Annotated in this window: 17 protein-coding genes; 12 read left to right on the forward strand and 5 right to left on the reverse strand. The window is 74.7% G+C overall.

Going from position 1 to position 19,992, the window contains the following annotated elements; all coding sequences use genetic code 11:
* The gene (locus ACH01S_RS05445) at nt 1-1,524 is read right to left on the reverse strand and encodes a beta-N-acetylhexosaminidase (protein WP_067886002.1); all 1,524 of its coding nucleotides are present in this window, start codon (nt 1,522-1,524) and stop codon (nt 1-3) included.
* Between the two features lie 104 nt (nt 1,525-1,628).
* On the opposite strand from ACH01S_RS05445, the gene ACH01S_RS05450 reads away from it, so the two are divergent.
* On the forward strand, nt 1,629-2,786 hold the full coding sequence (locus ACH01S_RS05450; protein ID WP_218010150.1) for an MFS transporter: 1,158 nt from the start codon (nt 1,629-1,631) through the stop codon (nt 2,784-2,786).
* Nucleotides 2,787-2,789: 3 nt separating this feature from the next.
* Here the strand turns inward: ACH01S_RS05450 and ACH01S_RS05455 are convergent, their stop codons facing one another.
* Complete coding sequence (locus ACH01S_RS05455; RefSeq protein ID WP_067886006.1) at nt 2,790-5,243, reverse strand: tetratricopeptide repeat protein; 2,454 nt, start codon at nt 5,241-5,243, stop codon at nt 2,790-2,792.
* Nucleotides 5,244-5,422: 179 nt separating this feature from the next.
* Here ACH01S_RS05455 and ACH01S_RS05460 point away from each other — a divergent pair, with 179 nt between their 5' ends.
* The 6 genes from ACH01S_RS05460 to ACH01S_RS05485 all read left to right on the forward strand — a co-directional run bounded on the left by ACH01S_RS05460 (nt 5,423) and on the right by ACH01S_RS05485 (nt 10,401).
* Complete coding sequence (locus tag ACH01S_RS05460; protein WP_067886008.1) at nt 5,423-5,878, forward strand: carboxymuconolactone decarboxylase family protein; 456 nt, start codon at nt 5,423-5,425, stop codon at nt 5,876-5,878.
* Between the two features lie 8 nt (nt 5,879-5,886).
* Nucleotides 5,887-6,318, forward strand: a complete 432-nt coding sequence (locus ACH01S_RS05465) for an iron chaperone (protein ID WP_067886520.1) — start codon at nt 5,887-5,889, stop codon at nt 6,316-6,318.
* A 151-nt stretch (nt 6,319-6,469) separates the two neighbouring features.
* Nucleotides 6,470-6,850: a Pepco domain-containing protein gene (locus tag ACH01S_RS44300; protein ID WP_169809211.1), complete on the forward strand. Its 381-nt coding sequence runs from the start codon at nt 6,470-6,472 to the stop codon at nt 6,848-6,850.
* On the forward strand, nt 6,847-9,213 hold the full coding sequence (locus tag ACH01S_RS05475) for an Hsp70 family protein (protein WP_067886010.1): 2,367 nt from the start codon (nt 6,847-6,849) through the stop codon (nt 9,211-9,213). The genes ACH01S_RS44300 and ACH01S_RS05475 overlap by 4 nt, the downstream gene beginning before the upstream one ends.
* 58 nt (nt 9,214-9,271) lie before the next feature.
* A complete protein-coding gene (locus tag ACH01S_RS05480) occupies nt 9,272-9,973 on the forward strand; it encodes a TetR family transcriptional regulator (protein ID WP_067886012.1) in 702 nt (233 codons plus the stop codon).
* 38 nt (nt 9,974-10,011) lie between these two features.
* Nucleotides 10,012-10,401 (forward strand): phosphomannose isomerase type II C-terminal cupin domain, encoded by a 390-nt coding sequence (locus tag ACH01S_RS05485; protein ID WP_246179171.1) that lies wholly within the window; start codon nt 10,012-10,014, stop codon nt 10,399-10,401.
* Nucleotides 10,402-10,478: 77 nt separating this feature from the next.
* On the opposite strand, the gene ACH01S_RS05490 is transcribed toward ACH01S_RS05485, so the two are convergent.
* The gene (locus ACH01S_RS05490; protein WP_067886014.1) at nt 10,479-13,274 is read right to left on the reverse strand and encodes a family 20 glycosylhydrolase; all 2,796 of its coding nucleotides are present in this window, start codon (nt 13,272-13,274) and stop codon (nt 10,479-10,481) included.
* A 185-nt stretch (nt 13,275-13,459) separates the two neighbouring features.
* Entirely contained in the window at nt 13,460-14,017 is a 558-nt protein-coding gene (locus ACH01S_RS05495; RefSeq protein WP_246237116.1) for a VOC family protein, read from the reverse strand.
* A gap of 157 nt (nt 14,018-14,174) precedes the next feature.
* Here ACH01S_RS05495 and ACH01S_RS05500 point away from each other — a divergent pair, with 157 nt between their 5' ends.
* The 5 genes from ACH01S_RS05500 to ACH01S_RS05520 all read left to right on the forward strand — a co-directional run bounded on the left by ACH01S_RS05500 (nt 14,175) and on the right by ACH01S_RS05520 (nt 18,996).
* Nucleotides 14,175-16,388: an anthranilate synthase component I gene (locus tag ACH01S_RS05500; protein WP_148344689.1), complete on the forward strand. Its 2,214-nt coding sequence runs from the start codon at nt 14,175-14,177 to the stop codon at nt 16,386-16,388.
* Nucleotides 16,389-16,619: 231 nt separating this feature from the next.
* Complete coding sequence (locus tag ACH01S_RS44305) at nt 16,620-16,766, forward strand: GPGG-motif small membrane protein (protein WP_169809212.1); 147 nt, start codon at nt 16,620-16,622, stop codon at nt 16,764-16,766.
* A 64-nt stretch (nt 16,767-16,830) separates the two neighbouring features.
* Complete coding sequence (locus ACH01S_RS05510; RefSeq protein WP_067886022.1) at nt 16,831-17,778, forward strand: SDR family oxidoreductase; 948 nt, start codon at nt 16,831-16,833, stop codon at nt 17,776-17,778.
* 94 nt (nt 17,779-17,872) lie between these two features.
* Nucleotides 17,873-18,274: a ChaB family protein gene (locus ACH01S_RS05515; protein WP_083980354.1), complete on the forward strand. Its 402-nt coding sequence runs from the start codon at nt 17,873-17,875 to the stop codon at nt 18,272-18,274.
* A 41-nt stretch (nt 18,275-18,315) separates the two neighbouring features.
* Entirely contained in the window at nt 18,316-18,996 is a 681-nt protein-coding gene (locus tag ACH01S_RS05520) for a hypothetical protein (protein ID WP_148344690.1), read from the forward strand.
* A 10-nt stretch (nt 18,997-19,006) separates the two neighbouring features.
* Here ACH01S_RS05520 and ACH01S_RS05525 read toward each other — a convergent pair whose 3' ends face one another.
* The gene (locus ACH01S_RS05525) at nt 19,007-19,978 is read right to left on the reverse strand and encodes a helix-turn-helix transcriptional regulator (protein WP_067886025.1); all 972 of its coding nucleotides are present in this window, start codon (nt 19,976-19,978) and stop codon (nt 19,007-19,009) included.
* Between the last annotated feature and the right edge of the window lie 14 nt (nt 19,979-19,992).

A 19,992-nucleotide genomic window follows, 5' to 3' on the forward strand; every position in this document is an offset into this window, starting at 1 on the left:
TCAGGCGGTGTGCCAGGGGCGGCGCGGCTTGCCGTGCATCCGGCCGGGGACGCCGGGCCGCCGCTGCCAGGGACGCGGCCCGGACGGCGGACGGTAGCCGACCCCGAGCGCGTCCAGGCGGGCGTAGTGCGCGCGGTCCATGCGGCCCTCGAAGCCGGCGACGTCGCGGTCGCCGGGGGCGGGCAGCGCCGACCAGGCGACCTCCGCGAACGCGGCGAGCCGGGGGAACACCTGGTAGTCGACGCGCGCCCGGTTCTCGGTCACCTCGGACCACAGGTTCGCCTGCGCGCCGATGACGCGGGCCGCGTGCGGCGTCCCGGCGAGGCTCGGCGGGACGGGCTCGAACCGGTAGACGTCCTGGAGCGTGTGCACCCAGCCGAACGGGACGGGCTCGTCCGGCCCCGGGTCCTGGACGTGGTCGAGGTACACCTCCTGCTGCGGGCACATCACCACGTCGTGCCCGGCCTTCGCCGCGGCGACGCCGCCCCGGTACCAGCGCCAGCACATGACGGCCGCGCCGTCGGCGAGGCCGCCCTCCAGGATCTCGTCCCAGCCGATGAGGCGGCGGCCCCGCTCGGCGAGCCACCGGTCGAAGTGGCGGATGATCCAGGACTGCATGCCGTCCTCGCCCGCGACCCCCAGCTCGCGGATGCGGGCCTGCGCGGCGGGCGACCGCCGCCACTGGTCCTTCACGCACTCGTCGCCGCCGATGTGGACGAACCGGCTGGGGAAGACGTCCAGGACCTCTTCCAGGACGTCCTCGAAGAACGACACCGCGGCGGCGGTCGGGGCGAGGACGTTGGGGTTGATGCCCCAGTCGGTCTTCACCTCCAGCGCGCCGGTGTCGACCACGTCGGCGTTCCCGAGCCACGGGTAGGCCGCGATGGCCGCCTGCGCGTGCCCGGGCAGGTCGACCTCGGGGACGACGGTGACGTGCCGCTCCGCCGCGTACGCGACGATCTCGCGCAGGTCGTCGCGCGTGTAGAAGCCGCCGTGCGGGCGCTCGTCCCACATCGGCGGGTCGCCCCAGCCCATCCGGGTGCGGCGCCGCCACGCGCCCACCTCGGTCAGCCGGGGGTACCGCTCGATCTCGACCCGCCACCCCTGGTCGTCGGTGAGGTGCAGGTGCAGGACGTTGAGCTTGTGGACGGCGAGCAGATCGACGTACCGGAGGACGTCGTCCTTGGGCAGGAAGTGCCGGGCGACGTCGAGCATGAGGCCGCGCCAGGCGAAGCGCGGAGCGTCCTCGACCGTCAGGTACGGGACGGCGGCCGGCTCCCGCTCGACGGGGGCGCGGCGGAACGCGTCCAGGCCGCGGAGCTGGCGGAGGGTCTGGCGGCCCCAGAACACGCCCGCGTCGTCCCCGCCGGTGATCTCGGCGCCCTCGGGCGACACGGTCAGCCGGTACGCCTCGGCGGCCAGGGACGGATCGAGCGCCGTCCGCACGCGCCCGCTGAACGGGCCGGACGCCCCGTCCCACTCGACCTTCCCCGGAAGCGGAATGAGGTCCACCGTGGTCGCCATTCGCCCGCCTCCGGACTCGGCCGTTCAGGTAAGGGACCCGACGACGATACCTTGGCCCCGTCGCGACACGCGGAGGTCCTGATCGTGATCCTGGAACCGGGCTGATGGCGCCGGAGGCGCCACCCGCGAGGCGGATGTGGCCGCTGTACGCGGCGGGGTTCACCACCGCCTTCGGCGCGCACGGCATCGCCGCGAACCTCGGCGGCCGCTCCGGCGACGCCGTCACCTCGCTGCTGGTGCTCGGCGGGCTGCTCGCCCTGTACGACGGCGCCGAGGTGCTGCTGAAGCCCCTCTTCGGGACGCTCGCCGACCGGATCGGGGCCCGCCCCGTCCTCGTCGGCGGGCTGGTCGCGTTCGCCGCCGCGTCCGCCGTCTACGTCGCCGCCGACGAGCCCGGGTGGCTGTGGGCGGCGCGGCTCGGCCAGGGCGCGGCGGCGTCGGCGTTCTCCCCGTCCGCGTCCGCGCTGGTCGCCCGCCTCAACCCGGCCGCGAAGCACGGCCGCGCCTTCGGCGGCTACGGCTTCTACAAGTCGATCGGCTACACCCTCGGCCCGCTCCTCGGCGGCGTCCTGGTGTGGGCCGGGGGACTGCGGCTGCTGTTCGCCGTGCTGGCGGCGCTCGGCGCGGCCGTCGCCGGGTGGGCCGTGCTCGCCGTCCCCGCCGTGCCGCCGCTGCCGCGGGCCCGGCAGACCGTCGTGGACCTCGCCCGCCGGCTGGCCGATCCCGCGTTCCTCGCGCCGACCGCCGCGCTCGCCGCCGCGACCGCCGCGCTGTCGGCGGGCGTCGGCTTCCTGCCCGTGTCCGGACGCGCCGCCGGGCTCGGCACGGTCGTCACCGGCGCCGCCGTGTCGGTGCTCGCGCTCTGCGCCGCGCTCGTCCAGCCGCGCGCCGGGCGCGCCTTCGACGACGGGCGCCTCACCGCCCGCTCCGGCGTCACCGCCGGGCTGCTCGCCACGGCCGCCGGGCTGGGCTGCGCGGCGCTGCCCGGCCTCGCGGGCCTGCTCGCCGCCGCCGCGCTGATCGGCGCCGGGACCGGGCTGATCACCCCGCTCGGCTTCGCCGCGCTCGCCGCCGCCACCCCGCGCGAGCGGCTCGGCCAGACGATGGGCGCCGCCGAGCTCGGCCGCGAGCTGGGCGACGCGGGCGGGCCGCTGCTGGTCGCCGCCGTCGCCGCGGCCGCCGCGCTCCCGTGGGGGTTCGCGGCGCTCGCCGTCGTGCTCGCCGCGGCCGCCCCCGCCTACCGCCGGGCCGCGCCGCCGTAGGGGTCAGGCGCCGAGGAGGTCCCGCGCCGCCGCGCGGTGCTCGGCCGCGGCGGACGGGTCGGACCCGTCGAGGACGGCCGCGATCCCCTCGTGCGCGAGCGCCTCGGCGTGCCGGTACCCGAGCCTCGGGGCCAGTTCCAGCGCCTCCCGGTGCAGCCGCAGCGCCTCGCCCGGCAGGCCCGCGAGGCGGCAGGTCTCCGCGTAGCCGTCCAGGAAGCGGATCTTCCAGTGCTCCTCGAACAGCTCGTCCAGCAGGGCGAACGCCTCGCGGTGCGCGGCGAGCGCGGCGTCGAACCGGCCCATCCGGCGCAGCGCGACGCCCAGGCAGTTGAGGCACCACGCCTCGTTGTGCCGGTGCCCGTCCTCGCGGGCCAGCTCCAGCGCCTCCCGCAGGTGCGCGACGGCCCGGTCGGGCTCCTGGTCCGCGACGGCCATGCCGAGCGTGATGCGGGCGGTCAGCGTGGGCGGCCACGCGGGGTCGGCGTGCGGGACGTCCAGCACCGCCCGGGCCAGCCGCGCCGCCTCCTCGCACCGGCCGAGCTGGAGCATCGCCCAGCCCTCGTCCGCGGTCGCGTGCGCCGCGCCCGCCGGGCAGCCCGCCCGCTCGTACAGCTCGCCCGCCCGCCGGAACAGGCCGAGCGGCTCCTCCACGCGGCCCTCGTCCCAGCGCAGGTGGCCGCGCCGCAGGGTCAGGTCGGCGGCCGTCCTCGCGTCCCCGGACGCGGCGACGAGCGGCGCCGCCGCCGCGTACGCGGCGTCCGCCTCCGCCATCCGCCCGGCGTTGTAGCGGGCGAAGCCGAGGTCGCTGTGCGCCTCGGCCAGCCGCAGCGGGTCGCCGAGCCGGCGCGCGGCCTCCAGCGACCGCTCGAACAGGACGTTCAGGTGCGTCGTCCCGCACCGCCGGGCGAAGAACGCCCGCATGAAGCGCGGCAGCTCGGTCACGTGGTCGTCGGCCCCGGCGGCGGCCGCCGCCTCGAAGACGGCCATCAGGTTCGTGTACTCGGCGCCGAACCAGCCGAGCGCCGCGTGCTTGCCCGCGAACTCCGGCACCGCGACGGGGCACCCGGCCGCGGACGCGTCCCGGTTCGGCGGCAGGTACGCCATCGCCGCGTCGGCGGCGGCCGCCGCGCGCACGTAGTAGCCGAGGACGCGGCCGAGCGCCGCGTCCCGCTCCGCCTCCGGGTCCTCCTCGGCGGCGGCGCGCCGCGCGTGCTGACGCACCAGGTCGTGCAGGGCGTACCGGCCCGGCGCCGGCTGCTGGACGAGGTGCGCGTCGAGCAGGTCCTCCAGCGTCGTGCGGGCGGTGCGCGGCGGGACGTCGGCCAGCGCCGCCGCCACGTACTCGTCGAACGTCGAACCGGGCAGCAGGCCGAGCAGCCGGAAGAACCGGCGGCCCGCCCGGTCGAGCTGGCGGACCGACATCGCGAACGCGGTGTCGAACTCGTCGGCGCCCTCGGCCATCCGCTCGACGAGGATGCCGACCGTCCAGCCGGGGCGGTGCCGCAGCCGGGCTGCGGCCAGCCGCAGGGCGAGGGGCAGGCGCCCGCACAGCCGCAGCACCTCGGCGGCGGACTCCGGCTCGCGCGCCAGCCGTCCCGACCCGGCGGGGTCGCCGCTGGCGCGGGCCAGCAGCTCGGCGCTCTCCTCGGGGGACAGGACGTCCAGCGAGACCGGGGGCGCCTCGTCCAGGTCGAGCAGCCGGTTGCGGCTGGTGATCAGGGCGACCGACGGCCCCGCGCCGGGCAGCAGCGGGCGGACCTGGTCGGCGTCCGCGGCGTTGTCGAGGACGACGACGGCCCGCCGGTGCGCCAGCTCCGACCGCCAGCACGCGGCCAGCGGCTCGATGCCGCCCTCCTGCGGGATCCGCTCGGACGGGACGTCCAGCGCCGCGAGCAGCGTCCGCAGCGCCGGGTCGGGGCCGAGCGGCTCCCGGCCGTCGGTGAACCCGTGCAGGTCGATGTAGAGCTGCGCGTCGGGGTAGGCGGGGGTGAGCCGGTGCGCGGCGTGCACCGCGAGGCACGTCTTGCCGACGCCCGCCATGCCGTCGACGGCGACGACGCGGCCCGCGTCCACGGCCGCGAGCACGGCGGCGAGCTCGGCCTCGCGCCCGGTGAAGTCGGGCACGTCGCGCGGCAGGTCGTTGCGGGGCGGGCGCGGCGCCCCGGCGGGCGGCGCCGGCGGCTGGACGTGGCGGCTGCTCCGCGGCGGCGCGGGCAGCGTGCTCGACGCCCGCTCCCACAGCGGGCGCAGCGGCCGGGGGTCGCGCTTGACCAGGCGGCAGAGCGCGAGCACCGCCGACCACGGCGGCACCGTCCGCCCGCTCAGATAGCGGGACAGCGACGACGAGCTGAGCCCCGTGTCGCGGGCGAGCGCCCGCACGCCGCGCCCCGACAGCTCCTGGAGCAGGCGCAGCCGCTCGGCCAGCTCGTCCCCGGGTTCCACCCGCTGTACGGCCACCGTGTCCCCGCCCCCTTCTGTCCCACGACGAACGAAACTTAGTAGGACGAATCCGCGCAGGTCAAAGCCGTGTCAGGTGTCCCACGGTGTCCCGCCGCCCTCGCCGCGCCGGGCCCGCTCGGCTGTTCTTGGGTCATGCCCCGCGGGGACGGGGCGCTGACCGGGAAGAGGAGAAGGACATGCAGGCTCGGATGCAGAACCCCGCGATGGTCCTGTCGGACGCGATGCAGCCCATCCAGCAGGTGTTCAAGGCCGCGCACGGCGGCGGCGTGGACGCGCGGACCCTGGAGCTGGTGCACCTGCGGGTCAGCCAGATCAACGGGTGCAGCGCGTGCGTCGACGCCGGAGCGAAGACGGCCCGGAAGGCGGGCGTGGACGACGACCGGCTCGCCGCCGTCGCCGCGTGGCGGGAGGCCCCGTACTTCACCGACGAGGAGCGGGCGGCGCTCGCGCTGGCCGAGGCCGCGACGCGGCTGGCGGACCGCCCGGACGCGGTGAGCGACGAGGTCTGGGACGCCGCCGCCACCTACTACGACGAGCGGCAGCTCGCCGCGATCGTCCTGATGATCGGAGTCACGAACATGTTCAACCGGCTCAACGCGACCACCCGGCAGATCGCCGGGGCGTGGGGGTGACCGGCTCCATGGCCTACGACGGGTTCACGGCCGACGAGCGCGCCGCGATGAAGGAGCACGCCCGCGAGCTGAAGAAGACCGCGCGGCGCGCCCCCGGCAGGGCCGGGGCGGACGGCGAGCGGGACGTCCGCGCGAAGATCGCCGAGATGGCGGCGGCGGACCGCGTCCTCGCCGAGCGGGTGCACGAGATCGTCCGGGCGGCCGCGCCGCACCTCGTCCCGAAGCTCTGGTACGGGATGCCCGCCTACGCCAAGGACGGCAAGGTGCTCTGCTTCTTCCAGCCCGCGCAGAAGTTCAAGTCGCGGTACGCGACGCTCGGCTTCAACGACGCGGCGAGCCTGGACGACGGCGCCATGTGGCCGACCGCCTTCGCCCTGACGGCGCCGACCGCCGAGACGGAGGCGAGGATAGGCGCCATGGTGAAGCAGGCGGCGGGCTGACCGCCCGCGCGGCGAGGAGTGGCCCGGGGAACGCTCCCCGGGCCGCTCGCCGTTTCCGCTCGCCGTTTCCGCGCGGCGGCGCCGCGTGGCCGCTAGCGGGCGCGGCGCGGCCCCGGTAATCGCATGCCCGCCGCCGGTGCCGAATGTGACAATGCGGACGACGGCCGGGCAGCGCGGAGAGGCGGCGGTAGTGGCGGACGAGAAGACCGTGGAGCAGGCGGGGCCCATCCCCGTGGTGGTCGCGGGAGCGGAGCCCGTGGAGGGCGAGAAGGGCCTGTTCTCGGCGGCGCGGGAGGCGGCGACCCGGGTGGCCGACGTCGACCCGGCGCGGCTCGCGGCGAACCTGGCGGCGTTCTGCGCGTCCGTCCAGGCGGCGATCGACCAGGTGCCCGAGCGGTCCGGGCCGTTCCGGCTGGAGAGCTTCGAGGCCGTCGCGGAGATCACCGCGGGCGGGCAGTTCCGGCTGGTCGGCTCGCTGCAGGGCCAGGTCAAGGGGGGCGTCAAGCTGGTCTTCGCGCGCCCGCCCGCGTGAACGGCGCGATCGTCGTCGGCTGCGCCGGGTACGAGGACCCGGACCTCGCGCCGCTGCGCTACGCGCACCGCGACGCCCGGCGGCTCGCGGAGGCGCTCGTCGCGTCGTGCGACGTCACCCCCGACACCCTGGTGGCCTTCCACGACGACGCGCCCGACCCCCGCCGCAGGCCGACGAGGACGAACGTGCTCCGCGCCCTCACCGACCGGAGCTGGCTCGACCGCGTCGACGGCGTCCTGTTCTTCTTCTTCAGCGGCCACGGGTTCCAGACGGCGGACGGCGCGCAGTACCTCCTCCCGATCGACTGCGTCCGGGGCGCGCTCGCCGACACCTCGCTCCGCTTCGACACGGTGGTGCGCCACCTCGGCGGCGCGCGGGCCGACCACTCGGTCCTGCTGCTGGACGCGTGCCGCAACGTCGTCGAGGGCGGCAAGGCCGCCGCGGACGCGCCGCCCCGGCTGGACGTCGCCGCGCTGTGCCCGCCCGGCATGGTGACCTTCTGCTCGTGCCGTCCCGGCCAGGTGTCCTACGAGGCGGAGTCGCTCCAGGGCGGGGTGTTCACCGAGGCGCTCTGCGAGGCGCTCGGCGAGCGCGGGCGCTGCCGGACGATCTACGAGCTGGACGGCTACGTCACCGCCCGCGTGCCGGAGATCGCGCGGGCGGCGGGCAGGCCCGTCCAGCGGCCCTACAGCAGGGTGGAGCCGCTGGACGTCCAGCGGCTGGAGATCGTGTCGGCGCGGCGGTCGAACGAGTGGCGGGCCGCGACGCCGATCGGCGCGGAGCGGCGGTCCGGCCGGGCGCCGCGGATCGCGGCGGACCCGCCGCGCGACCCGCTCGTCGCCGTCGACTTCGGCACCAGCTACTCGGCCGTGTCCTGGTCGGACGGCGAGACCGTCCTGCTGCCGGGCACGGACGGCCGGGCCCTCGTCCCGTCGGTCGTGCACTTCCTGCCGGGCCTCGACTACCTCGTCGGCTCCGCCGCCGTGGAGGCCGACCAGTACCGTCCCGAGGGGACCGTCAAGGAGGCCAAGCGGCTGCTCGGCACCGACCGCTCCTTCGCCGTGGACGGCCGGAGCGTCGCCCCGGAGCTCGCCGCGAGCCTCGTCATCCGCTCGCTGCGGCGCAACGCCGAGGAGGCGCTCGGGACGCCGGTGCGCCGCTGCGTGGCGTCCTATCCGGCGAACTTCGGCATCGTCCAGCGGAACGCGCTGGCCCGCGCGTTCGAGCTGGCGGGCTTCGACGTCGCCCGGCTCGTCGCCGAGCCCAACGTCGCCGCGATGAGCCTCGCCCGGATCCGCCCGGACTGGCACGGCACGTGCGCGGTCGTCGACCTCGGCGGCGGCACCTTCGACGTCGCGTTCATCGACTACGACGGGAACGACGAGTACGGCGAGCTGGTGTCGTGCGTCGTGCTGTCGTCGGCGGGCAGCGACAAGGTCGGCGGGCTCGACTTCGACCGGGCCGTCGTCCGCTACGCGCTCGGGTGGCTGCGGGACCGGTGGGGCCCGGACGCCCCGCGCGACCCCCATCTCGGCTGGCAGCTGCGCCGCGAGGCGCAGCGGGCGAAGCGGGCGCTCGGCGCCCGGGAGGAGACGTCCCTGCTCCTGCAGGACGTCGAGGTCGGCGACCGCGGCCTCCACGACATCAGCATCCCCCTGGACCGGGACGTGTTCCGGCGGCTGACCGCGCCGCTCAACGAGGAGATCCGGTCGGTCCTGGAGCAGGCGAAGCGCGCCTGGCGGGCCAGCTTCCTGTACGACCCGGACGCGCCCCCGCTGGTCCTGCTCGCCGGGCAGGGGACGAAGATCTTCACCGTCCGGGAGCAGCTCGCCGCGGCCGACCTCGGCGGGGAGGTCGTCGACCACTTCCAGGAGACCGCCGTCGTGCAGGGGCTCGGCAGCCAGGCGGGCGTCCTCACCGGCACGGTGAAGAACACGCTGCTGCTCGACCTGACGCGGCGCGGCATCGGCGTCCGCTGCGCGGACCGCCGCGGCGACCCGCCGCTGGTGACGGGAGACCCCGCGGCCGACCGCGAGATCATGCCGGTCGTCGAGCCGTTCACCACGATCCCGACCAAGCGCACCGAGTCCGTCCGGCTCGCGCCGCCGGGCGGCGCGTCCCCGCGAGCCCTCCAGGTCGCGCTGCAGGTCGTCGAGTACCTCGGGGAGGACGTCGAGGTCGTCGGGACGGTCCCGGTCGAGACGGGCCCGCGCGGCCGGATCGTCGAGGTCACCGTGGACATCGACGCCAACGCGACGATCGCCGTGTCCGTGCCCGGGCTCGACGGCCGCGAGCGCCACCGCCAGCTGAACAACTTCTTCCTCCGCCGCCAGGCGGGCCCGGCGTCCGCGCCGGGCGCCTGACCGGCGGCGCGGGGCGCTGGTGTTGTCACCGGGTAACACCGCCGATACCTTGCTGTCCATGACGAGCGCGGCGGGCGCCCGGACGCGGCCGGGACCGGGGGCGAGACGCGACCCCGGCCGCCGCCGCGCCCTGCTGGAGGCCGCCGACCGGGTGATCCGGCGGGAGGGCCCGGAGGCGTCCATGGCCGCGATCGCCGCCGAGGCGGGGATCAGCAAGCCGATCCTCTACCGCCACTTCGGCGACAAGAGCGGCCTGTACCAGGCGCTGGCCGAGCGGCACACGCGCAGGCTGGTCGAGGGCATCCGGGCGGAGTTCTCGCGCGGCGGCCCGGTGCGGGCCCGCACCCGCTCCACCATCGACACCTACCTGGCGACGATCTCCGAGAACCTCAACCTGTACCGCTTCCTGATGCACCGGGCGAGCGCCGAGGACACGGCCACGCACAGCGCGATGAGCACGATGATCCGCGACGTCGGCCGGGAGCTCGCCGAGGTGATGATCGCCGAGGGCGAACTGGCGGACCGGACCCGCGCCTACGTGTGGGGCCACGCGATCATCGGCATGGTGCAGACCGCGGGGGACTGGTGGCTCGACCACGCCGAGGTCCCCCGGGACGCCGTCGTGGACGGGCTCGTCGACCTCGTCCTCGGCGGGCTCCCGGCCGCCGTGTCCGCCGCGTCCGGCACGGCCCCGCCGGGCGCGTCCGGGGCGGGGGCCGCCCGGCCGCCCTCCGGATCGCGGTCTCCCGACGAACCGTGACCGCGCCATAATTCGCAGGACGACCCGACCAACCCGAGGTGACCGTGCAGACCGACGAGCGCGTGCAGACCGATGTGCGTCCCGAGCCCGCCGTGGAGACCGAGCGGCGGCCCTGGGGGAGCTTCGAGCGCTTCACGCTGAACGAGGCGTCCACCGTGAAGATCATCCACATGGCGCCGGGGCAGCGGCTCAGCCTGCAGCGGCACCGCGACCGCGACGAGCTGTGGGTGGCGCTCGACCCCGGCGCGGTGTTCGAGGTGGCCGGGCGGCGCATCCTGCCGGAGGTGGGGGAGCGGGTCCTGATCCGGGCGGGCGACACGCACCGGCTCGGCTCGACCGGCCCCGCGGTCCGCGTCATGGAGATCGCGTTCGGCCGCTTCGACGAGGACGACATCGAGCGCCTGGAAGACGAGTACGGCCGCGCCTGACCCGCGCGGCCCGCGCCCGCGCGAGGGCCGGGAATGGCCCGGCCGCCCGGAAGGGACGGGCGGCCGGGCCGCGGCGGCTACTGGAGGAGAGCCCAGTAGCCGGCGTCCTGACCGGGCACCTTGCCGGCGCCGGCCCGGGTCGCCCGGAACAGCTCGCCCTGGTGGCGGACGAGCGCGCCGGGCTGGTAGGAGGTCCCGCTCTGCCAGGCGGGCAGCCCGACCTGGGAGATGCGGCTGGTGCGCCCGTCCGCGGCGCGGGTGCGGGTCAGCGCGTACGCGCCGACCTTGACCGGCGCGGTGTAGGGCAGCCACTTCGCGCCGTCCGTCGAGTACTCCAGCGCGAGGCCGGGGTCACGGACGTTCGCCGACAGCGTCCCGGCGTCGATCTTCGCGCCGGGCGGCGGGACGCGGTAGTTCACGCCGGTGCCCGACAGCCCGACCGGCCGGTAGAAGGACAGCAGCGGGAACGTCTTCTGGCCGAGCGTGTTGGTGAAGACCTTCCACGCGGCGTCCATCTTGTCCGGCGCGGGGGTTTCGCGGTTCCAGGCCCGCTCGGCGGCGCCGAGGAGCTTCGGGAACGCCTGGTACTCGCGGATCCCGGGGGCCTTGCCGTTCTCCGCCCAGAGCTGCGCCTCCAGGCCGAGGATGTTCTTCCTGCCCTCGGGGGTGAGCTTCGTCCAGGACGGGTTCGGCGTGATCGGGTTGCCCCAGCGGTCCTCGGTCGCGTTCGCGTAGACGTTGTACGGCTGGTAGGTGAAGGTGCTCTTCTCGTCGACGTAGGCGGCCCAGTAGTAGCCGGGCTCGTCCGGGTCCTTGTTGTAGGCGAGGTCCATGTAGAGGTTCGTCGCGTGGGCGAGGATCACCGGGGTGCCCTCGTTGGCGAACCGGTACGCCCAGTCCTCGCGTCCCCAGCCCCAGACGTTCTGCCAGGGCAGCGGGGCGAAGCCCTTGAGCCGGAACTTGGTGGTCGGGTTGGTGATGTCCTCCCACCCGGCCGTGCTGGCGGCGACGCCGTGCGCGATCTCGTTGTACCGCGCGAAGAAGAGCTCCTTGAGCTCCTCACCGGACTTGCCCGCCGTCTCGGGGTTGGCCTTGCACGCCGGGGACCCGGACCACCAGTTCTCCTGCGGGCCCGGCGGCTCGTCGCCGCCGAGGTTCAGCCGGTTCAGCGGGACGCCCGCCCGCTGGTACATCTTGCCCACCTCGGAGACGACCAGGGACAGGAACTTGTAGGTGCTGTCCAGGCAGGGGTTCGCGAGGTTGTCGTTGTAGTACTGGACGCTGACGTGCTTGCTCGTGTCCGCCGGGTCGAGCAGCCGGTAGGTCGAGTCGTGCGTCCGCTGGTACCGGCGCTCCATCGACTGGACGGCCGCCCGCGCGTGCGCGGGGAAGTTCAGCTCGGGGACGACGTCGATGTGCCGCTCGGCGGCGTACCGCAGGATCTCCTCGAAGTCCTTGACGGTGTAGTAGCCGCCGCCCTTGCCGACGAAGTTCAGCGTGTCCTGCTCGAAGCCCTGGTAGGCGGGGGCGCGCCCGAGGTTGGCCTCGGTCTCGTTCTTCGCCTTGCCGGAGACGCCGTCGCCGCCGCCGAGGTCGTTCACCGACCCCATGCCCTGGTGCAGCGCGCCGGTCTCCTTGAGGTCGAACGCGCGTTGCGACCCGAAGTCGGTCAGTTCGGGCAGCCCGGGGATCTGGAGGCGCCAGCCCTCGTCGTTGGTCAGCCCGAGGTGCAGCCTGTTGAGCTTGGTGAAGCTCATCAGGTCGAGGAACTTGAGGATGGTCTGCTTGGTCTCGAAGTGCCGCCCGGTGTCGATCTGCAGGCCGCGGTAGCCGAACAGCGGGGCGTCGGCGATCTCGGCGAGCGGCACGTCCACGGTGGCCTTGCGGTGCCTGCCCGCGGCCGCCTTGTAGCTCGCGGCCGGGATGAGCTGCCGCAGCGTCTGGACGCCGTACAGCACGCCGGCGTTGTCGGTCCCGACGATCCGGACGCCGTCCTTCGTGGTGGTCAGCGTGTAGCCCTCGGCGTCGGGTTTGCCGTCGCGGTCGACGTCCAGCTTCGGGTCGACGGCGAGGGTGATCGGGGCGCCCTTGTCGCTCGCGACGTCGGTGAGGGCGGAGCGCAGGTAGCCCGCCTCGCCGTCCAGCGAGTCGGGGGCGGAGACGGGGGAGCGCCCGCCGATCGCGACGGCGCCGCCGGTGGCGCGGGCCGACAGCGGCTGCGGGACGATGCTCTGCCGCAGCGTGAGGTCGAGCTTCGGGGAGGTGTTCGCGGCGAACCGGGTGCCCGCCGTCTCGACCGGCCGCTTGTCGCCGGACCAGGCGGTCGTCTGCTTCGGGTCGGCGGGGTCGAGCAGCGTCTTGGCGGGGACCCAGGACGGCTTCCCGTCGCCGTAGGCGATCGTCCATCCGGCGGGGGCGTCGGACTTGTGGATCGCCCACACCTCGAACGTGATGGCGATGTCGCGGTGCTCGCCGGGCCCGATCGGCTTGAACCCGGCGGCGGGCCTGAGGGTGTAGAAGTCGCCGCTCTGCGCGGCGTCCGCCCGGGCCACGGACAGGCCCTGGTCGGCGAGCTGCTTGCGGGCCGTGTCGCCCGCCGTGCCCCCGAGCACCGCGCCCGGCTGCCGGACGGCGTTGAAGTACATCGCCCATCCGGCCGCGTCGAGGGCGCAGCGTTTGTCGTTGTTGTCGATGGTCAGCCGCGCGAGGTGGTACTGCGCGTCGGCGACGGTGTGGTCGACGGGTTGGTAGGTGACCTTGAGATCGCGCGCGTCGGGATTGCAGGCCGCCGACGCCGGACCGGGCTGGACGACCACCGCGAGGGCGGCCGTGAGCGCGGCGGCCGCGAGCGCGGCCGTGTGTCTTCTCGGCATAAATAGGAAAGTAACCTAATAGTTTCGCGTGATCACGACCCCTGATCCGGCCATTCGCGTCGCCGCAGGCAGCGCCGTCCGGCCGTGTCCGGTCAGCCGGGGGATCTTGACGGGGCCCGCCGTGTGCGGAGCCCGGCGCGCCGCGTCACAGCGGGTCAGCGCCGCGGCGCGGCGGCCGCGCGGGGTCAGGCCGTCCGGTCGGCGGCGGTCCGCGGCTCGTGCCGCACGTCGGACGGCGGGTCCAGTTCGCGCGTCCAGGCGGCGAACTCGACCAGGATGCCGTCCGGGTCCTTGAAGTAGATCGAGCGGACGAACACCCCGTCGTGGTTCTCGGGGGCGACGCCGAACTCGCTGTCGTCGTGGTTCAGGATCACGCCGACGTCCACGCCCTTCGCGACGAGCCGGTCGCGGTACTCCTCGATCCGCTCCGGCGGGACGTCGAAGGCGACGTGGTTCATCGACCCGACGGCCGACAGCAGCTCGCCCCGGTCCGGCAGGTCCTTCGGGGCGGACACGCCGGGGACGCCCTCCGGCGCGTCCGGGAACCAGAAGAACGCGAGCGCGTCGCCGCCGCCGCAGTCGAAGAAGAAGTGCTGCCCCCAGCCCATCGGCAGCTCGATGGTCTTGATCAGCGGCATGCCGAGCACGCCCTGGTAGAAGTCGACGGTCCGCCGCATGTCGGCGCACACGAGCGCGAGGTGGTTGACTCCGCGCAGCTCGAACTCGGTGTTCTTCCTGGTCACGGAGCCGATCTCCCTTGTGTAAGCGAATGCTTGCGGCAGGGCCATGGTAACCTTCGGCGCATGAGAACCCCAGCTTCCCAACGGTGGTGGCGCCGCTAGGCGGCGCCGGTTCTCACGCGATCATCAGGCGACCGCCCTCACCGGCGGTCGTCTTCCCATGTTCCCGCCTGGTGGGGGCCCGACACGAGGGGCCACCGCGGTGGAGACCGTCTCACAGCAGCCGCAGACCAGGCAGTTCGCCACGGCCGGGGGCGTACGGGTGACCCGTACCGCCGCGCCGGTCGACTCCGAGCGCAAGTCGGACGTCCTCAACGCCCTCGTCGCCGCCGTGGCGGAGCGGCGCGGCGGCGTGCTCAGCTCGGGCATGGAGTACCCGGGCCGCTACAGCCGCTGGCACATGGCCTACGTCGACCCGTGCCTGGAGTTCGTCGCGCGGGGCCGGGCCGTCGCCGTCCGCGCGCTCAACGGGCGGGGGCGGATCGTCCTGCCCGCCGTCGCCGGGGTGCTGCGCGGGGTCGGCGACGTCCGCGCGGACGAGCCGGACGCGTTCGAGGTGTTCGTCCCGCCGGGGGAGGGCTTCTTCGCCGAGGAGGAGCGCAGCCGCCAGCCGACCGTCTTCACCGCGCTGCGCGCGGTGACCGACCTGTTCGCCTGCGACGACCCGCACCTCGGGCTGTACGGGGCGTTCGGGTACGACCTGTCGCTCCAGTTCGAGCCGCTGCGGACGAGCCTGGAGCGCCCCGCCGACCAGCGCGACCTCGTCCTGCACCTGGCGGACGAGATGGTCGTCGTCGACCGCAAGCGCGAGACGTCGCACCGCATCTCCTACGACTTCGCGGTCGGCGGCGAGAGCACGGCCGGGCTGCCGCGCGGCACCGAGCCGACGCCCGTCGCGCGGACGGCGGAGCTTCCGCCGCAGCCCGTCCCCGGCGTGTACGCGCAGATGGTGCGGGACGCCAAGGAGAAGTTCGTCAGGGGCGACCTGTTCGAGGTGACGCCCGGGCACGCCATGTACGGGCGGTGCGACTCGCCCGCCGCGTTCTTCGAGCGGCTGCGCGAGACGAACCCCGCCCCCTACGAGTTCATGTTCAACCTGGGCGACGGCGAGTACCTGGTCGGGGCGTCGCCGGAGATGTTCGTCCGGGTCACCGGGGACCGGGTGGAGACCTGCCCGATCGCCGGGACGATCAAGCGCGGCGGGGACGCGCTGGAGGACGCCGAGCAGATCCGCGCGATCCTGTCGTCCGCCAAGGACGAGTCCGAGCTGACGATGTGCACCGACGTCGACCGCAACGACAAGTCGCGGATCTGCGTGCCGGGCAGCGTCCGGGTCCTCGGGCGGCGGCAGATCGAGATCTACTCCCGGCTGATCCACACCGTCGACCACATCGAGGGGCGGCTGCGCCCCGGGTTCGACGCGCTCGACGCGTTCCTCACGCACATGTGGGCCGTGACCGTCACCGGCGCGCCGAAGGCGTGGGCGATGCAGTTCATCGAGGACCACGAGGAGTCGCCCCGCCGCTGGTACGGCGGCGCGGTCGGGTTCGTCGGGTTCGACGGGTCGATGAACACCGGGCTGACGCTGCGGACCGCGCAGATCCGCGACGGCGTCGCGACCGTCCGGGCCGGGGCGACGCTGCTCTACGACTCCGACCCCGACGAGGAGGAGCGCGAGACGCACCTCAAGGCCAGCGCGCTGCTCGGCGCGCTCGCCGAGTCGCAGCGCGCGGCCGGCGACCCGGCGGGCGCCGCCGACCCGGGCGAGGAGCCGGGGGAGGGACGGGCGGGCGACGGCATGAAGGTGCTGCTCGTCGACCACGAGGACTCGTTCGTCAACACCCTCGCCGACTACTTCCGCCAGCAGGGCGCCGACGTGGTCACCCTCCGGCACGGCTTCCCGCCGGAGATGCTGGACGAGCACGCGCCCGACCTGGTCGTGCTCTCGCCGGGCCCGGGCCGTCCCGTCGATTTCGGCACCCGCGCCCTGCTCGATGCGCTGGACACCCGTCCCGCCGCCGTGTTCGGCGTCTGCCTCGGCCTCCAGGCGATGGTCGAGCACGCGGGCGGCGAGCTGGCGCTGCTGCCCGAGCCGTCGCACGGCAAGCCGGGCCGGGTGAAGGTCAGCGGCGGAGCGCTGTTCGAGGGCCTGCCGGACGAGTTCACCGCCGCCCGCTACCACTCGCTGCACGCCACCCCGGACCGGGTCGCCGGGTACCAGGTGACGGCGCTGACCGGCGACGTCGTGATGGCGATCGAGGACCCGGCGCGGCGGCGCTGGGCGGTGCAGTTCCACCCGGAGTCGATCCTCACCGCGGCGGGCGGGGCGGGGCACCGGATCGTCGCCAACGTCCTCAGGCTGAGCCGGTCCTAGTCCCCGAGCATGAGGGCGGCGCGGCCGAAATGGTCCTCTGGGTCCTTTCGCGACCCACCCTGGCGAGAGAGACTGAGACCGGCCACCCGCGCCGCCCTTCCGCGACGTCGGTGATCGCCGTTATCCCGGCGGAGAGGGGAGTCCCTCCCCTCTCCGCACATAACGGCCATTTCGGTCATCCGAAACATGGGGCCAGTTTTCGGGACGAGCCCCTCGGGGATCCCGCACGCCATGATGACAATCCTCTGGCTCATCGCAGTGATCATGGTGATCGCCGGTATCTATGTGATCCTGGCCCGCCGGGAGCTGATCTTCGGCATCATCCTCATCGTCGTCGGGCTGCTCGTCGGCCCGGGCGGCGTGAGCATCTTCACCTGACCGGGCCCTTCCGGGGACGGAACGCTGACGCGGGCTGTCAGGTTTCGCTGCCAGCATCGTCCCCATGAGCAGTGCCGACACAGACGACAATGACAACAAGAACGCTCTGACGGGGAAGATCGCGCTGGTCGCGGGCGGGACGCGCGGCGCGGGCCGCGGCATCGCCGTGGCGCTCGGCGCCGCGGGCGCGACCGTGTACGTGACCGGGCGGTCCACCCGTTCGGGCCGGTCCGAGATGGACCGGCCCGAGACCATCGAGGAGACCGCCGAGCTGGTGACGGCCGCGGGCGGCGAGGGGATCGCCGTCCAGGTCGACCACCTCGACCCGGCGCAGGTGTCCGCCCTGGTCGCCCGCGTCGATGACGAGCGGGGGCGCCTGGACGTCCTGGTCAACGACGTGTGGGGCTCCGACCGCTACTTCGAGTTCGGCAAGCGGCTGTGGGAGCAGTCGCTCGACGACGGGCTGCGGATGCTGCGGCTCGGCATCGAGACCCACGCGATCACGAGCCACCGCGCGCTGCCGCTGCTGATCCGCGAGCCCGGCGGGCTCGTCGTCGAGATGACCGACGGGACCGCCGAGTACAACGCGACCTACCGCAAGGACGTCGGGTACTTCTACGACCTCGTCAAGACCGCCGTGATCCGCATGGCGCTCGCGCAGTCCGAGGAGATCGGGCCGCTCGGCGCGACGGCCGTCGCGCTCACGCCCGGCTGGCTGCGCTCGGAGGCGATGCTCGACAACTTCGGCGTCACGGAGGAGAACTGGCGGGACGCGACGAAGACCGTCCCGCACTTCGCGATCTCCGAGTCGCCCGCGTTCGTCGGGCGCGCGGTCGCCGCCCTCGCCGCCGACCCGGACCGGGCCCGCTGGAACGGGGCGTCCCTGTCCAGCGGCGGGCTCGCCAAGGAGTACGGGTTCACCGACGCCGACGGCAGCCGTCCGGACGCGTGGCGCTACATCGTGGAGGTCGAGGCGGCGGGGCGTCCCGCCGACACCACCGGCTACCGCTGACGCCCTTGCGCGACTGAGGCCCGCGCATCGCGGTGCGCCTGTTTGATCCAATTCTCGCCGGTTATCGCAACTGGAGACGTGGAAAGGAGGAGCCATGCCGATGATCAAGCGCGGCAAGCCGGTGAAGGACGAGCTCCCCGGCACGCTGCAGCGCTCTCCGAAGGAGGCGCAGGAGACGTTCGCCAAGGCCCACGACTCCGCCGTCGAGACCTACGGCGAGGGGCAGCGGGCGCACCGCACCGCCTACTCGGCGCTCAAGCACAAGTTCGAGAAGCGCGGCGACCACTGGGAGCCGAAGGGGCGCAAGGGGCCGTCCGACCCGCGGGCGAAGAACCCGCAGGCGCGCCGGGGCCGCGGCAAGAGCTACGGCGGCGTGGACGTCGAGGGCAGCAGCAAGAAGGAGCTGTACGAGCGCGCCGCCGACCTCGACGTCCAGGGCCGCTCGAAGATGACCAAGGAGCAGCTCGCCTCCGCCATCGCGCGCAAGCAGGGCTAGCGGAGCCGGCGGGACGAGGACGCGAGAGGAGGCGAACGGCCGTGCCCATGGACGAGCGCACCAAGGCCACCGTCCGGACGCTGCTGGACCGGCACCCGCGCGGCTACGTCGCCGAGACCGCGGGCTTCTCGGTGACGAGGACGGCCGCCGGGCTGTTCCGGCTGCTGGTCGTGTCGATCCTCGCGGACGACGGCGCGCCGTCGCGGTCCGCGATCGACGCGGCGAAGGCGGTGCTGGACCGGGGCTGGCACAGCGCGCCGGAGATGGCGAAGTCCGACGACCGGGAGCGCGCCGACGTCCTGGCGCGCGCCGGGTACCCCGGCGCGGAGGACGCCGCGCGGCGGCTCGGCGAGGCCACCCGCCTCGTCCTCGACCGCTACGACGGCGACCTCGGGCGGCTGCGGGACGCGGCGGACGGCGACGGCGGGCGGCTGCGCCGCCTGCTGGCGGAGATCCCCGGCATGGACGACGCCGGGCTCACCGTCTTCCTCCGCGAGGCGCAGATGTTCTGGCCCGAGGCCGGGCCGTTCGTCGACGCGCACGCGGCCGAGGCCGCCGACCGGCTCGGGCTGCCGTCCGACCCGCGCGAGCTGCTCGACGACGTTGCTCGCGGCGGCGGCGAGGAGGAGCTGTCCTGGCTGGTCGGCGCGCTCGCGCTCGCCGACGTCCGGGACGAGTGCGACGGCATCCGCCGCACCGCGGAGGCCGCCGCCCGCGGCTGACGCCGCCGGCTCAGCCGGACGCGTAGAGCCTCGCGAGGCGGGCGGCGCGGTCGGCCATCGCCGTCCGCAGCTCCGGCGGCGCGAGCACCTCGGCCTCGGCCCCGAGCCGCATCAGCTCGGACGCGGCGACCACCGCCGACTCGACCGGCAGCGTGGTCACCACCCAGCCGTCCGCGTCGGGGTCGCCCGCGTCCGCCGCCGCCCGCTCGGCCGCGTACGGCTCGACCGCGTAGCGCAGCAGCCGCATCCCGGTCGGCGACAGCCGGATCGTGACCTCCTCGCGCAGCATCGAGCGCAGGAAGGCGGCGGCCCGCTCCCGCCAGTGCGCGGCGAGGTCGAAGCCGTCGTCGCGGTCGAAGCGCTCGCCGGACGGGCGGACGTCCGTCACCCGGTCGACCCGGTAGGTGCGGTGCGCGTCCCCGACCCGCGCGACGAGGTACCACGTCCCGTTCTTCAGGACGAGCCCGTACGGCTCGGCCGTCCGGGCGACCTCGCCGTCGCGGCGGCGGTAGCGCAGTTCGACGGTCTCGTCCTCCCAGACGGCGCGGGCGAGGTCCCGCAGCAGCGGCGGCGGGCCCGACCCGCCGAACCAGCCGGGCGCGTCCAGGTGGAACCGCTGGCCCGCCCGCGCGGGCGCGTCGCGGAGCGAGGCGGGCAGCGCCGCGAGGACCTTCAGCTCGGCGGCGGCCACGGCGTCGGCGCGCCCCATGTCCCCGGCGGGGCCCGGCAGCCCGGACAGGAACAGCGCCTCGGCCTCCTCGCGGGTGAGGCCGGTGAGCCGCGTCCGGTAGCCGCCGACCAGCCGGTACCCGCCGCGCCTGCCCTGCTCGGCGTAGACCGGGACGCCCGCCGCCGACAGCGCGTCCATGTCGCGGTAGACGGTGCGCTCGGACACCTCCAGCTCCCGCGCCAGCTCGGCCGCCGTCATCGTCTCCCGCGACTGCAGGAGCAACACCATCGAGATCAACCTGGCCGCCCGCACCCGCCCTGTCTACC

Source organism: Actinomadura chibensis NBRC 106107 (assembly GCF_001552135.1).
Lineage (GTDB): Bacteria > Actinomycetota > Actinomycetes > Streptosporangiales > Streptosporangiaceae > Spirillospora > Spirillospora chibensis.

Bases quoted from the DNA above. Each gene is read 5' to 3' on its own strand.
- ACH01S_RS05445 (WP_067886002.1), bottom strand. From the start codon at position 1,524: ATGGCGACCACGGTGGACCTCATTCCGCTTCCGGGGAAGGTCGAGTGG.
- ACH01S_RS05450 (WP_218010150.1), top strand. From the start codon at position 1,629: ATGGCGCCGGAGGCGCCACCCGCGAGGCGGATGTGGCCGCTGTACGCG.
- ACH01S_RS05460 (WP_067886008.1), top strand. From the start codon at position 5,423: ATGCAGGCTCGGATGCAGAACCCCGCGATGGTCCTGTCGGACGCGATG.
- ACH01S_RS05465 (WP_067886520.1), top strand. From the start codon at position 5,887: ATGGCCTACGACGGGTTCACGGCCGACGAGCGCGCCGCGATGAAGGAG.
- ACH01S_RS44300 (WP_169809211.1), top strand. From the start codon at position 6,470: ATGCGGACGACGGCCGGGCAGCGCGGAGAGGCGGCGGTAGTGGCGGAC.
- ACH01S_RS05480 (WP_067886012.1), top strand. From the start codon at position 9,272: ATGACGAGCGCGGCGGGCGCCCGGACGCGGCCGGGACCGGGGGCGAGA.
- ACH01S_RS05490 (WP_067886014.1), bottom strand. From the start codon at position 13,274: ATGCCGAGAAGACACACGGCCGCGCTCGCGGCCGCCGCGCTCACGGCC.
- ACH01S_RS05500 (WP_148344689.1), top strand. From the start codon at position 14,175: ATGTTCCCGCCTGGTGGGGGCCCGACACGAGGGGCCACCGCGGTGGAG.
- ACH01S_RS44305 (WP_169809212.1), top strand. From the start codon at position 16,620: ATGATGACAATCCTCTGGCTCATCGCAGTGATCATGGTGATCGCCGGT.
- ACH01S_RS05510 (WP_067886022.1), top strand. From the start codon at position 16,831: ATGAGCAGTGCCGACACAGACGACAATGACAACAAGAACGCTCTGACG.
- ACH01S_RS05515 (WP_083980354.1), top strand. From the start codon at position 17,873: ATGCCGATGATCAAGCGCGGCAAGCCGGTGAAGGACGAGCTCCCCGGC.